General features: G+C 70.2%; 10 protein-coding genes. 7 read left to right on the forward strand and 3 right to left on the reverse strand.

The genetic code is table 11. The annotated features are described in order from the left end of the window. Window positions 1-671 precede the first annotated feature (671 nt). Window positions 672-1,310, forward strand: coding sequence for a PadR family transcriptional regulator (locus tag ACQP1V_RS42520; RefSeq protein WP_218001966.1), 639 nt, complete (start codon window positions 672-674; stop codon window positions 1,308-1,310). A 13-nt stretch (window positions 1,311-1,323) separates the two neighbouring features. Beyond that, complete coding sequence (locus ACQP1V_RS42525) at window positions 1,324-2,403, forward strand: inositol-3-phosphate synthase (RefSeq protein WP_387413924.1); 1,080 nt, start codon at window positions 1,324-1,326, stop codon at window positions 2,401-2,403. Between the two features lie 48 nt (window positions 2,404-2,451). Here ACQP1V_RS42525 and idi read toward each other — a convergent pair whose 3' ends face one another. Beyond that, window positions 2,452-3,033, reverse strand: a complete 582-nt coding sequence (gene idi / locus ACQP1V_RS42530; RefSeq protein ID WP_067137597.1) for an isopentenyl-diphosphate Delta-isomerase — start codon at window positions 3,031-3,033, stop codon at window positions 2,452-2,454. Window positions 3,034-3,194: 161 nt separating this feature from the next. Between idi and ACQP1V_RS42535 the strand changes: the two genes are divergently transcribed. Continuing rightward, window positions 3,195-4,496, forward strand: coding sequence for an MFS transporter (locus ACQP1V_RS42535; RefSeq protein WP_433417391.1), 1,302 nt, complete (start codon window positions 3,195-3,197; stop codon window positions 4,494-4,496). Here ACQP1V_RS42535 and ACQP1V_RS42540 read toward each other — a convergent pair. Both ACQP1V_RS42540 and ACQP1V_RS42545 read right to left on the reverse strand, forming a co-directional pair. Then, window positions 4,482-5,744 carry an adenosylmethionine--8-amino-7-oxononanoate transaminase gene (locus ACQP1V_RS42540; protein ID WP_433417394.1) on the reverse strand — a complete coding sequence of 421 codons (1,263 nt, stop codon included), beginning with the start codon at window positions 5,742-5,744 and terminating at the stop codon, window positions 4,482-4,484. The two genes, ACQP1V_RS42535 and ACQP1V_RS42540, sit on opposite strands and share 15 nt — an antisense overlap. 24 nt (window positions 5,745-5,768) lie before the next feature. After that, the gene (locus tag ACQP1V_RS42545; protein WP_433417397.1) at window positions 5,769-7,205 is read right to left on the reverse strand and encodes a CCA tRNA nucleotidyltransferase; all 1,437 of its coding nucleotides are present in this window, start codon (window positions 7,203-7,205) and stop codon (window positions 5,769-5,771) included. Window positions 7,206-7,308: 103 nt separating this feature from the next. On the opposite strand from ACQP1V_RS42545, the gene ACQP1V_RS42550 reads away from it, so the two are divergent. The 4 genes from ACQP1V_RS42550 (at window position 7,309) to ACQP1V_RS42565 (ending at window position 13,461) form a co-directional block, all read left to right on the forward strand. After that, a complete protein-coding gene (locus ACQP1V_RS42550) occupies window positions 7,309-7,845 on the forward strand; it encodes an aminoacyl-tRNA deacylase (RefSeq protein ID WP_433417399.1) in 537 nt (178 codons plus the stop codon). 46 nt (window positions 7,846-7,891) lie between these two features. Beyond that, a complete protein-coding gene (locus tag ACQP1V_RS42555) occupies window positions 7,892-10,120 on the forward strand; it encodes a hypothetical protein (RefSeq protein ID WP_433417402.1) in 2,229 nt (742 codons plus the stop codon). Between the two features lie 58 nt (window positions 10,121-10,178). Continuing rightward, window positions 10,179-11,783, forward strand: a complete 1,605-nt coding sequence (gene murJ / locus ACQP1V_RS42560; protein ID WP_433417405.1) for a murein biosynthesis integral membrane protein MurJ — start codon at window positions 10,179-10,181, stop codon at window positions 11,781-11,783. Window positions 11,784-12,018: 235 nt separating this feature from the next. Beyond that, window positions 12,019-13,461, forward strand: a complete 1,443-nt coding sequence (locus tag ACQP1V_RS42565) for a serine/threonine protein kinase (protein ID WP_387413912.1) — start codon at window positions 12,019-12,021, stop codon at window positions 13,459-13,461. Window positions 13,462-13,464 lie beyond the last annotated feature (3 nt).

The following is a 13,464-nucleotide window of genomic DNA, read 5'->3' on the forward strand; positions in this document are numbered from 1 at the left end:
CTGGGGGGCACGGCCGTACTGATCACCGGGCGCGGCGTCCGCGCGACGGCGGCGCCCAGAGCGGGCTGATCCACCGGAGCCCGAGGAATCCTCGGGACGGCCGGTCGGCTCCGGTCCATAGCTGCTGTAAGTCACGCGTCCTCGTTCAGTCATCAGGGGGAATGTCGCCGGTGCGGGCCGGCGGGTGAGCGCGTCTCCTCAGGAGACCACCCTGAACCGGCGGACCGCCGTCCGTGTCAGGAACGGGCGGGCGGTTCCTGTGGTTCCAGCCCCAACCTTGGCAGACCTGAACCACATGGACGGGGACTTCACCGCATTCCCGGGGCATCACGGGAGGGAACGGCGCGCCTTTTACCCTGGCCGCCAAGTGTTCACGCCGATCATGTTCCAGCGGCGTGATCTTGGTCACATTAGCGATAAAAGGCGGGAAAAAGGGGTATCCCGCGCGACCGCGGGGAGCGCGCGATTCCATGCGGTCCCGGCGGATCGGCACACACGCCGTCCGCTCAGCACGCCCCGTCCCAGGCGTCCACTCTGACCGCATGTGACACAGATTACGGCTCTTTACCGGATCGCGCCCCGCCCTTGACACGTTGCACGGTATGCCAGCGCGGACGTATCCTGCAGATGTATCGGTTCGATACATCTGCGAGATACAAGGGGGTGTTCCGGTGACCGGCCCGCGTGGTGGCATGCTGGAGCTCGCCGTCCTTGGCTCGCTACACGAAACCCCCCTGCATGGGTACGAGCTGCGGAAACGGCTCAACACCCTGCTCGGGATGTTCCGTGCGTTCTCGTACGGCTCGCTGTACCCCTGCCTCAGGGCGCTGCTCAACGACGGTCTCATCACCGAAGAAGAGCCGCCGGCGGACACCGTCATCGGCCGCCGGTCGAAGATCGTGTACAAGCTGACCGCCGAGGGCAAGGAACGGCTGCACGAGCTCCTCACCCAGTCGGGCCCCTCCTCCTGGGAGGACGAGAGCTTCGGCATCCGCTTCGCCTTCTTCGGCCACACCGAGGCGGAGGTGCGCCTGCGCATCCTGGAAGGCCGCCGCAGCCGGCTGGAAGAGCGCCTGGACAGCGTCCGTACGGCTCTCGCCCGGACGAGGGAACGGCTCGACAGCTACACGCTGGAGCTCCAGCGCCACGGGCTCGAATCGGTCGAGCGCGAGGTCAGGTGGCTCAACGAGCTGATCGACTCGGAACGGCGCGGCGCCACGGCTCGCGAGGACCCGAGCACGACGACAGAGCCACCGCATGTCGTACAGGACGGAACCAAGAGGGCGGACACGCCCGAGGCAGATAAGTAAAGGAGCGAGTGCGATGGGTTCGGTACGCGTAGCCATCGTGGGTGTGGGGAACTGTGCCGCGTCACTGGTGCAGGGCGTCCACTACTACAAGGACGCCGACCCGGCCAGCCGAGTGCCGGGCCTGATGCACGTGAAGTTCGGCGACTACCACGTCGGCGACGTCGAGTTCGTCGCCGCCTTCGACGTGGACGCCAAGAAGGTCGGCCGTGACCTGTCGGAGGCGATCGTGGCCTCCGAGAACAACACCATCAAGATCTGCGACGTGCCGCCCCTCGGCGTCACCGTGCAGCGTGGGCACACCTTCGACGGTCTCGGCGAGTTCTACCGCGAGATCATCGAGGAGTCCGACGAGCAGCCGGTCGACGTGGTCCAGGCGCTCAAGGACGCGAAGGTCGACGTCCTGGTGTCCTATCTGCCCGTCGGCTCCGAGGATGCCGACCGGTTCTACGCCCAGTGCGCGATCGACGCCAAGGTGGCCTTCGTCAACGCGCTGCCGGTCTTCATCGCGTCCGACCCGGAGTGGGCGGCCAAGTTCACCGAGGCGGGCGTGCCGATCGTCGGCGACGACATCAAGTCGCAGGTGGGCGCCACCATCACGCACCGGGTGATGGCCAAGCTGTTCGAAGACCGCGGGGTCGAGCTGCTGCGCACGTACCAGCTCAACTTCGGCGGCAACATGGACTTCATGAACATGCTGGAGCGGAAGCGGCTCCAGTCCAAGAAGATCTCCAAGACCCAGTCGGTCACCTCGCAGATCCCGCACGAGATGGCCAAGGCCGACGTCCACATCGGCCCGTCGGACCACGTGCCGTGGCTCGACGACCGCAAGTGGGCCTACGTTCGCCTGGAGGGCCGCTCCTTCGGCGACACCCCGCTCAACCTGGAGTACAAGCTGGAGGTCTGGGACTCCCCCAACTCCGCCGGCATCATCATCGACGCGGTCCGCGCCGCCAAGATCGCGCTGGACCGGGGCATCGGCGGCCCGCTGCTCTCGCCGTCGTCCTACTTCATGAAGTCGCCGCCGGAGCAGTACTCCGACGACGTCGCCCACCAGGCCGTCGAGCGCTTCATCCGCGGCGAGGTCGATCGCTGACGCACCGCCCCGGCTCGCCGTGAGCCGGGGCGTCTTCGTTCGTATGGGTCACCGTACGGCGGCAGGCAGGCGGGCCGGGTCGCCGACGGGCCAGGTCAGCGGGTCGGGGCCGAGCGCCACGAGCTGCGGCACCTGTTCCCGGGCCCAGGGTGAGATGTCCAGCTCCCCGCTCATCACCGTGTCGGCGAACTGCTTCCAGGGCATCCAGCGCACCGCGTCGACCTCGTCCGGGTTTGGCGCCGGCTCCGCAGAGACGATCGCCCGGTAGACCGGGCACAGCTCGTTCTCGACCGTCCCGTTGTCCATCACCGCCCGGTATGCGAACCGGGGCAACAGGAGGTCGACGCTCTCGACGACGAGCCCGAGCTCGTACTCCAGCCGCCTGATCACCGCCGCGGGAAGCGCCTCGCCCGGCAGCGGATGCCCGCAGCAGCTGTTCGTCCATTGCGCCGGCCAGGTCTTCTTGTGCCCGGCCCTCCGCGAGAGCAGGAGGCGCCCCTCACGGTCGAAGACGTAGCTGGAGAACGCCATGTGCAACGGAGTGTCGGTGCCGTGCACCGCGGCCTTCGGGGCCGTGCCCACGGGGTTTCCCTCGCCGTCGACCAGCACGACATGTTCGTCATTGGTCACACGACCGAGGTTACGGGGTCCGTCCCCGGAAACCTGGCGAACCGGCGGATCCGGTGACAAGCCCTTTCCCCGCCGCCTCCCGGGAAGTGACGCGCATCATCAGGGACGGGTCAGGGATGATCCGGATACGCCTGTCGGACCTCGCGCGTAGGCTGGCCGCCGTGTCCTACGTCTCAGATCTGCGCGTTGTCCTGCGGGGGCGGGACTTCAGACGGCTCTTCGGAACCCGTCTGTTGTCGCAGTTCTCCGACGGGATCTTCCAGGTCGCCGTCGCCGGCTTCGCCTTCTTCAGCCCGGAGAAGCAGGCCACCGCGGCGGAGATCGCCGCCGGCATGGCCGTGCTGTTCCTGCCGTACAGCCTGCTCGGGCCGTTCGTCGGGGTGTTCATCGACCGCTGGTCGCGACGGCAGATCCTGGTCATCGCGCCCTTCGTGCGCGGCACGCTGCTGGTCCTGACCGCGGCCCTGCTGGCCGTCGGGGCCTCGGACGCCGTCTTCTACACCGCGGCGCTCGCCGTGCTCGGCGTCAACCGCTTCTTCCTGGCCGCGCTCGGGGCCTCGCTGCCCCATGTCGTGCCGTCCGACCGACTCATGATCGCGAACGCGGTGACGCCGACGTCGGGCACCGTGCTGACCTTCGTCGGCGCGGGCGTCGGGTTCCTGCTCCGCTTCGCCATCGGCCCGGAAACCGGCGGCACCGTCGCCCTGCTCATCGTCTCGGGCGTGGTCTTCGGGTTCAGCGCCCTGATCGCGCGCACCATGCCGCGTGAGCTGCTCGGCCCGGCATACGATCCGGACCGGCCGCGGGCGAGCGAGATGATCCGGGACGTGCTGGCCGGGCTCCTGAACGGCGCGCGGCACATCCTGGCCCGTCGCCCCGCGGCGGCCGCGCTCGGCGCCATGGCCACCCACCGCCTGCTGTACGGCCTGTCCATCGCGCTGGTGGTCATGCTCTACCGGTACTACTTCACGACCGACGCCGAGGTGGCGCTCAAGGGGATCACGCTGGTGGTGGCGACCTCGGGCGTGGGCTTCTTCGTCGCCGCACTGATCACGCCATGGGGCAGCCAGCGGTTCGGCATCGAGAACTGGGTCCCGATGATGCTCGCGAGCTGCGGGGTGCTGGAGCTGGTGCTCTGCCTGCCGTTCCAGCAGTGGGGGTTCCTCGTCGGCGGATTCGTGCTCGGTGTGGGCGGCCAGAGCGTCAAGATCTGTGCCGACACGGTCGTGCAGCGGGACGTCGACGACGTCTATCTCGGCCGGGTGTTCTCGATCTACGACATGCTCTTCAACGCCACGACCGTGCTCGGCGCGTTGATCGCGGCGACGATTCTCCCGCCGAACGGCAAGTCCTACGCCGCGCTCTGCGTCATCGCCGGCGCGTACGTGCTGGGAGCGCTGGGATACCGCCTGCTCGTCCCCTCGCACCGCCCCGCCGCGCTCGAGACGTCAAAGAACGCCTGAGGCGGCCACCATGGCGGCGGCGATCCTGTCCACATCCTCCGGCGTGCAGGCGTACGGCGGCATCGCGTAGATCAGGGTGCCGAAGGGGCGGAGCCAGACGCCCCGCGCCATCACGATGTCCTGAATTTTCGCGACATCGACGGGGCGGTGGGTCTCGATTACACCGATCGCGCCCAGCACCCGTACGTCCTTCACGCCGGGGGCGTCGCGGGCCTCCGCCAGGCCCGCGGCGAGCCCCGCCTCGATCTGGGCCACCTCGGCCCGCCAGGGCCGCTCCGCCAGCAGGTCGAGCGAGGCGTTCGCGACGGCGGCGGCGAGCGGGTTCCCCATGAAGGTGGGGCCGTGCATCAGCACACCCACGCCCGCGGCCACCCGCTCCGTGCAGAGGGTGGCCGCCAGCGAGAGATAGCCGCCGGTCAGCGCCTTGCCCACGCACATGATGTCGGGCCGGATCCCGGCGTGGTCACAGCCGAACAGCTCCCCGGTGCGGCCGAACCCGGTGGCGATCTCGTCGGCGATCAGCAGCACGTCGTGCTCGTCGGCCAGCTCGCGCAGCCGCCGCAGGCAGGCCGGGTGGTAGAAGCGCATCCCGCCCGCCCCCTGCACCACCGGCTCCACGATGATCGCGGCCAGCTCGTCCGCGTGCGCCGCGACGAGGGCCGACAGCTCGCCCAGGTACGCCGCCAGCCGCGGGTCGTCGTCGTCCAGCCCGTACGCGGGCGGACGGGGCGCGAAGATGTGGCGCGGCAGGACCCCGGAGAAGAGGTGGTGCATCCCGTTGACAGGGTCGCACACCGACATGGCGCCGAACGTGTCGCCGTGGTAGCCGCCGCGCACGGTCAGCAGCGTCGAGCGGCCCCGGTGCCCGGCGTCGTGCTGGATCGCCATCTTGATCGCGACCTCCACGGCCACCGACCCCGAGTCGGCGAGAAACACCCGGTCCATGCCGGTCATCCCGGCGAGCGTCCGGGCCAGCCGTACGGCCGGCTCGTGGGTGAGGCCGCCGAACATGACGTGCGCCATGTCGTCGAGCTGGCCGCGGAGCGCCTCGTTCAGCCGCGGGTGGTTGTACCCGTGGACGGCCGCCCACCAGGACGACATGCCGTCGACGAGCTCCCGCCCGTCGGCGAGCGTCAGCCGAACGCCCGCCGCCCGGCGCACCACGTGCGCCGGGACGCCCGCCGGCACGGCGGCGTAGGGATGCCACACGTGCCGCAGGTCCAGCCGCAGGATCTCATCGGCGTCCACGCCCTCACCCTAGAGGCGGCCCGATCAGGACAGGACGTTCTCCGCCCGCGCCCAGGCGAGCAGTTCCTCGCGCGCCGCCTCCTTACCGATCACGCCCTGGTCCATGCGCACCTCCAGCATGTGCTTGTACGCGCGGCCGACGACCGGGCCCGGGGACACGCCGAGGATCTCCTGGATCTCGTTCCCGTCGAGCTCGGGCCGGATCTTGGACAGCTCCTCCTCATCGGCCAGTCGCGCGATGCGCACCTCAAGCTGGTCGTACGTCCGGGACAGCGCGGCCGCCTTGCGCTTGTTGCGCGTGGTGCAGTCGGCCCGGGTGAGCTTGTGCAGACGGTCGAGCAGGTGGCCCGCGTCGCGCACGTACCGCCGGACGGCGCTGTCGGTCCACTCGCCGGTGCCGTACCCGTGGAAGCGCAGGTGCAGCTCCACCAGCCGCGACACGTCCGACACGACGTCCTTGGGGAAACGCAGCTCCGCCAGCCGCTTCTTGGCCATCTGGGCGCCGACGACCTCGTGGTGGTGGAAGGAGACCCGGCCTCCGGACTCGTTCCTGCGGGTCTTGGGCTTGCCCACGTCGTGGAGGAGCGCGGCCCAGCGCAACACCCGGTCCGGGCCGGGATCCTCCAGCGCGATCGCCTGCTCCAGGACGATCAGCGTGTGCTCGTAGACGTCCTTGTGCCGGTGGTGCTCGTCGATCTCCAGGCGGAGCTTGGGCAGCTCGGGCAGGACGTGCGCGGCCAGCCCGGTCTCCACGAGCAGCGACAGGCCCTCGCGCGGTTGCCCGCCGCAGACGAGCTTGTCCAACTCGTCGCGGATGCGCTCCGCGGAGACGATCTCGATCCGCCCGGCCATCGCGGTCATGGCCTTGACGGCCTTCGGATCGACGGTGAACCCGAGCTGCGAGGCGAACCGCGCCGCGCGCAGCATCCGCAGCGGGTCGTCGTCGAAGGACTGCTCCGGCGTGGCCGGCGTCCGCAGCACCTTGGCCATCAGGTCGGAGAGCCCGCCGTGCGGGTCCACGAACTCGTGGCCGGGCAGCCGCACCGCCATCGCGTTGACGGCGAAGTCCCGCCGGGCGAGGTCGCCCTCCAGCGTGTCGCCGTACGAGACCTCGGGCTTGCGCGAGGTCCGGTCGTATGACTCGTCGCGATAGGTGGTGATCTCCAGCATCCAGCCGCCCTTGCGGACGCCGATGGTGCCGAAGTCGATGCCGATGGTCCAGACGGCGTCCGCCCAGTCCTTGACGATCTCCAGTACCTGTTCGGGCCTGGCATCCGTGGTCATGTCGAGGTCGTTCCCGATCCGGCTGAGAAAGACGTCACGAACGGACCCTCCGACGAGGGCCAGCTCATGGCCGCGCGCGGCGAACATCTCGCCGATCTCGTCGGCGACCGGAGCGATCCGCCGGAAAAGGTCGTCCACGGAGCGTTTCTGAATATCGCTCAGATTTGAAACGGACAAGGCTGGGTACGTCCTTCGGTCACGGAACAGGTTTCCCCCGACACGCTGCGATCACCTCTTACGGCCGTGCCGGGGGCTCTGGGACGAGGCAAGGAGCAATGAGATGAAGGACGCTCTCGCCATCCACCGCTGGCTCCTCGCCCACCAGATCCACCATGAGATCGTACGTCTTCCTCGCCCCTTGACATGCGCCGACGAGTTGCCCGAGATCCTCGACGCCCCCGCCGCGCGCTGCGTCTGCGTCACCGTTTTCGACGCCGTGACGCGCGGGGTGGCCGAGCCGGTGGCCGTGGTCGGCGCCGTCGGGGCGGCGCCCGCGCCCTCCGCGGTGGCGGCCCTGCTCGGGGCCGACCGCGTCTCGGCCGCCTCGGCCTTCCTGGTGAACTCGGTGACCGACTACGCCGCGGGGCTCGTCTGCCCGCTGCTGCTCCCCGACGGCCTGACGGTCCTCATCGACCGGCGACTCGCCGACGGCGTCCATCCCGACGAATCCGTCTACACCGTCACGGGCGAACGCCGCACCGCGCTGCGAATCCGTGCCCGGCACCTCTTCTCGCTGGTGGCGGGCGACTCGGCGGACCTCGCGACGCCCCGGCCGCGCGCTCTGACGACCCTGGGAAGCCCAATGAGGACGGCTTAGGCCATACCATTCTGGGCGTGCGCCGATCCTCACACCTGGCCCGCACGTGATTCGTAAGGCCGCTCCGCTGATCCTGCTGTCCGCCCTGCTCGCCCCGACGAGCATGGCCGGTACGGCTGTCGCGGGCACGGCGGCGACGAACGTCGTACCGGCCAGGGCGACGGCCGAGACCTCGGCGAAGGCGCGAGCGGTGGACCCGCTCGTCCTGGAGCAGATCAGCTCCGGAGTGCTGCGCGATCAGGCGGCGCCCGTCACGATCTCCGGCGTGGTCACCGGCACGCCGTCGGCCCCGGTCCGGGTCCGCGTCCACTGGGGCCAGCCGTTCCAGTCGCGGGAGCAGATGGCGGCCTTCGCGGCCGGCCAGGGCTACCCCACACCGTCCTACAGCACCAAGGTGCAGGCCACGCCGCTCGACGGCTCGGGCAAGCTGCGGTTCGAGTTCGCCCTGGCGCCGCGTGATCTCGGCATGTCGCGCCTGGGCGTCTATCCCCTGGCCATCGAGGTGCAGGACGCCGTCACCCTCCAGCCGATCGAGATCGAGCGCACCTTCCTGACGTACGTGCCGCCCGAGCAGCCCGTGCCCAAGGTGAAGCTCGCCCTCGCGATGCCGATCGTGGACCGGCCGCACCGGGCGGGCGACTCCGACTTCATGGACGACGACCTGCGCGCGTCGGTCTCCACCGGCCGCCTCGCGTCGCTGCTCGACCTCGTGCAGAAGAGCGGGCGCACGGTCACCTGGTTCGTCGATCCCGCGCTGCTCGACGACGCCCGTCGCACCGCCACCGGCGAATACACGGTCAGGACCGCGAGCGGGGGTGCGAAGAAGGCCGCCGATCCCGGCGCCCGCCGCTGGCTCGACGGCCTGAACGCCGCGCTCGGCAGCCGGCCCGTGGTGGCCACGCCGTACGCGGATCCGGACGTGACCGCGCTGGTCCATGCCGGGCTGGACACGCCGACGCAGGACGCGGTGAAGCGGGGCGCCGAGGTCGCGGGCGACGTGCTCGGCCGTGAGATCTCGACCGCGACCGCCTGGCCGGTCGGCGGCGCCCTGGACCGCGACGGCCTGGACGAGCTGGCGTCCTCGGGCGTACGCACCCTCCTGATGTCCGGCGCGACTCTGCCGCCGGACCCGCAGATCACCATGACCCCGGACGCGGCCACCACGGTGGACACCGTCTCCGGACCGGTCACCGCGTTGCTCTCCGATCCCACGCTGAGCGAGGCGCTCGGCACGGACACCTCCCTGCCGGGGGCCGGCCTGCTCGCGCGGCAGCGCTTCCTCGCCGAGACCGCGATGATCGCGTTCGAGCAGCCGCAGCAGGCCACGCAGGGCGGGATCGGGCAGCAGTTGGGGGCGGTTCAGCAGCAGCAGGTCGCGCCGCAGGGTCAGCCGGTCAGGACCGTGATCGCGGCGCCGACGACACGCCTGTGGAACCCCGATCCCGAGTTCGTGTCCGGCCTGATCAAGGCCGCCTCGTCGGCCCCGTGGCTGCAGATGACCACGCTCAACTCGATCCGGCCGGGGAAGACGCAGGTGCCGCGGTCCGACCTCGTCTACACCGACCAGGACCGCGGGTCCGAGCTGCCCCGGACCTATCTCGGCGGCGTGAAGAAGCTCGCCCGTGAGGCGGACATCGCCGAGGCGGTGGCCACCGAACCGCAGAACCTGTTCGGCGACGCCGTGCTCCGGCTCGCCTCGGCGTCCTGGCGGGGCGACGCGAAGCGGGTGGCCGGCTTCGTCAAGCAGGTGCGCACGTCCATCGACCAGCGGATGGCCCTGGTGTCGGTCATCGACACGCCCCGAGCGCTCGCGGGCACCAACGGGCAGGTCCCGGTCAGCGTGGACAACTCGCTGTCCGAGAAGATCTCGCTCAAGATCAGGGTGACGTCCGACGACAGGTCCCGCCTCGCGATCGACGCCCGCGGAGGGGTCTACGAGACCGAGCAGCTCACCATTCTCGACAACCGCAGCCAACTGGTGAACGTCCCGGTGACCGTGCACGGCAGCGGCGGGGACAGCACGATCGCCGTGCAGCTCCTCACCGCGGACGGCCGGCCGTACGGCGAGCAGGTCCACGTGATGGTCCGCGCCACCGGGTACACCGGCATCGCCCTCGTCATCGTCGGCGCCGCTCTCGCGATCATGCTGGCGGCCGTGGTCATGCGCGTCCTGCGACGCCGGTCCGGCAAGTCGCTTCCCCGGGGCGCCCAGGCTTCCTCCGGCCAGGCCGCCGAGCAGCCGCCTGTGTCCGCCGACCAGGGAGACAAATCGTGAGCGAGCGGATCGACGCCCCCAGCGACCGCGGTCCCGAGCCACCGGGTGAGGGACGGGCATGAGCAGGATGCTGCGCGCGAGCGCGATCATGATGGCCGGGACGATGGTGTCCCGGCTCACCGGCTTCCTGCGGACCGCGGTGATCGCCGCGGCCATCGGCACATGGGCCCTCGGGGACGCCTACAACGCCGCCTACCAGATCCCGTACATCCTGTTCGACCTGCTCATCGGCGGCGTGCTGAGCAGCGTGATCGTGCCGCTGATCGTTCGCGCACAGAAGCAGGACGCCGACTCGGGCGAGGCGTTCGAGCAGCGGCTGATGACCCTCGCCATCCTCATCCTCACCGCGATCGCCGTGCTGGGCGTGGTCCTGGCCGGGCCGCTCATGCAGCTCTACACGGCCGACAACTGGACGCCACGCAAGGTCGAGATCGCCACCACGCTGGCGATGCTGATCCTGCCGCAGATCGCGTTCTTCGGGATCGGCGCACTGGCCGGCGCCATCCTCAACACCCGCGACAGGTTCGCCGCCCCGATGTGGGCGCCGGTGCTGAACAACATCGTGGTCATCGGGGTCGGCATCACCTACATCGTCGTCGGCGGCGCCTCGGCGAACATCGAGGAGGTGACCGACCGCGACCTGGTGCTCCTCGGCGGGGGGACGACGGCGGGCATCGTGGCGCAGGCGATCATCCTGATCATCGCGCTGCACCGGGCCGGGTTCCGGTTCCGCCCCCGCTTCGGGCTGCGCGGCACCGGGCTCGGTGAGGCCGCCAAGACGGCGAGTTGGACCTTCGTCTACGTCGGTATCACCCAGCTCGGCTTCCTGGTCACCACGAAGCTCGCCACCGGCGCGGGCGAGCGGGCTCCGGGCGCGGGCAACAGCGCCTACGCCTACGCCTTCCAGCTCTTCCAGCTCCCGTACGGCATCATCGCGGTGTCGGTGATCACGGCCATGCTGCCCCGGATGAGCCGGTACGTCACAGACGGCGAGTTCGACTCGGCGCGCGGCGAGTTCGGGTCGGCGGTGCGGCTCATCTCGGCGGTCATCGTGCCGGCCGGACTGCTGCTCATGGTGCTCGGCCCCGCGGTGACGACCCTGATCTTCTCCTGGGGCCGGATGACCGGGGGCAACGCCCTCTACATCGGCAACGTGCTGCAGGTCTTCGGGCTGGCGCTGGTGCCGTTCTCGATCTTCCAGCTCCTGCTGCGGGTGTTCTACAGCTTCGGCGACACGAGGACGCCCACGATCCTCGGCGCGGTGAACGTCGCGATCAACGCGGCGCTCAGCCTCGTCGCGTACTTCGTGCTCCCGCCGCGCTACATCGTGATCGGGCTGGCGTTCTCCTTCATGATCGCATACGTGCTGGGCACCGGAGTGGCGTGGACGCTGGCCAGCCGCAAGGTCGGCGGCCTCGGCGGCCGCGACGTGGTCGCGGGGCTCTCGCAGATGTACTTCGCGGCGATCCCGGCCGCGCTGGTCGCGCTGGTCGCGCTGTGGCTGACCCGGCAGTTCGCCGACATCACCGCACTCACCTCGGCGATCGTGCTGGCGGCTGGCGGCGGGCTGGGCATGGTGCTTTACCTCGCCACGGCGCACAAGATGCGGATCCCGGAGGTCAGCTCCATCATTGGAATGGTCGCGGGACGGGTAAGGCGCTAGGGAACGCCTGCCGCGTGCCAGCCGTGCCCCAAGGGGAAGGCGGGCAGGACCAGTACGGCACTAGCATGGTGCGCCAAAAGAGTTCGACCGGCGAGCGGAAGCGAGAAGGCGTGGGCAGATCCACCCGGCATCGTCCGATGCGTGCCGGTCGGCGGTGGGGTAAGGCGGCCTGATGAGTATGTCCACGGTCGAACCGGGGTCTCGTCTGGCCGATCGGTTCCGGCTTGAAGACTGCGTGAGCGAGTCCAACGGCGTCACCCTCTGGAAGGCCATCGACGAGATCCTGGCCCGCCCGGTCGCCGTACACACCTTCGCCCCCGAGTTCGACCGGGTGAACGAGGTCGTGCTGGCCGCTCGCGCGGCGAGCCGCCTCACCGACCCCCGCCTGACCCAGGTGTTCGACGCGGCCGACGAGGACGGCACCGCGTACGTCGTGAGCGAGTGGGTGAGCGGCGACTCGCTCGCCGACCTGCTCTCGGCCGGCGGGCTGGAGCCCGAGCGCGGCGCCTCGCTGGTCGCGGAGGCGGCCGAGGCGCTGGCGCACGCGCACGAGGCGGGGCTGACCCATCTGCAGCTCACGCCCGCCCGGCTGATGTGGACCTCCAGCAGCACGGTGAAGCTGCTCGGCCTCGCCGTGGACGCCGCGATCGTCGGCCTGACCAGCGACGACCCGGCCCGGGACGATGCCGAGGGCCTCGGCCGGCTGCTGTACGCCGCGTTGACCGGCCATTGGCCGAGCGACGAGGACACCGGTCTCCCCCCGGCGCCCATGGACGACGACAAGGTGTGCACCCCGCGCCAGGTCACCGCGGGTGTGCCGGGCTACCTGGACACCATCACCTGCCGGGCGCTGCTGCCGGAGAGCCGGCGCGGGCTGGCGCCGCTGTCCACCCCGGCGGAGGTCGCCGAGGCCCTCTCGGAGGTGCCGCGCCCCGCCCCCGCCCCGGTGGGCTCGGTTCCTCCGGCGGTGCTGCCGTCCGAGGCGCCGGACACGCTCACCTCGCGGCCGCCCACCATGCCGCCCGCTCCCCCGATGGGGCACAACACGAACCCCGGCATGCGCCCTCCCGCATCGTCGGGGACGCTCAGCCGGGTCCTGGTCGCCGTCCTGGTGATCGCGGTCATGCTGGTGGTCGGGCTCGGCGCCTGGACGGTGGGCCGCAGCCTCGGGAACAACCCGGTCGCCACGCCCACACCGACCGAGGCGCCGACAGCCACACCTTCGCCGGTGGTCGTCAAGCCGGGCAGCGCGGTCGGGTTCGACCCGCTCGGGGACGATCAGGAGGAGAACCCCCAGCTCTCCCACTACGCCATCGACGGCAAGCCGTCCACCGACTGGCACACCACGAGCTACAACAGCGCGGACTTCGGCCGGTTGAAGGAGGGTGTCGGGCTCATCCTCGACATGAACCAGCCGGTCGCGATCTCCGACGTCATGGTGACGCTGGCGAACACGCCCGGCGCGTCCGTGCAGCTCAAGGTCGGGAACGCCGCCGACCTGAGCGTGCTGAAGACCGTGGCCGAGGTCAAGAACGTCTCCGGGACGGTCACCCTCACGCCCGGCAAGCCGGTCACAGGTCAATACGTTTTGATCTGGTTCACCCGGCTTCCGCCCCATGAGGGTAGGTATCGTGGCACCATCTATGACGTAATCGTGCATTCCCCCGGATCGGCATAGCAG

It is taken from the genome of Microtetraspora malaysiensis, from assembly GCF_050947145.1.
In the GTDB taxonomy this organism is placed as follows: Bacteria; Actinomycetota; Actinomycetes; order Streptosporangiales; family Streptosporangiaceae; genus Microtetraspora_A; species Microtetraspora_A malaysiensis.

Bases quoted from the DNA above. Each gene is read 5' to 3' on its own strand.
- murJ (WP_433417405.1), top strand. From the start codon at position 10,179: ATGAGCAGGATGCTGCGCGCGAGCGCGATCATGATGGCCGGGACGATG.
- ACQP1V_RS42525 (WP_387413924.1), top strand. From the start codon at position 1,324: ATGGGTTCGGTACGCGTAGCCATCGTGGGTGTGGGGAACTGTGCCGCG.
- ACQP1V_RS42550 (WP_433417399.1), top strand. From the start codon at position 7,309: ATGAAGGACGCTCTCGCCATCCACCGCTGGCTCCTCGCCCACCAGATC.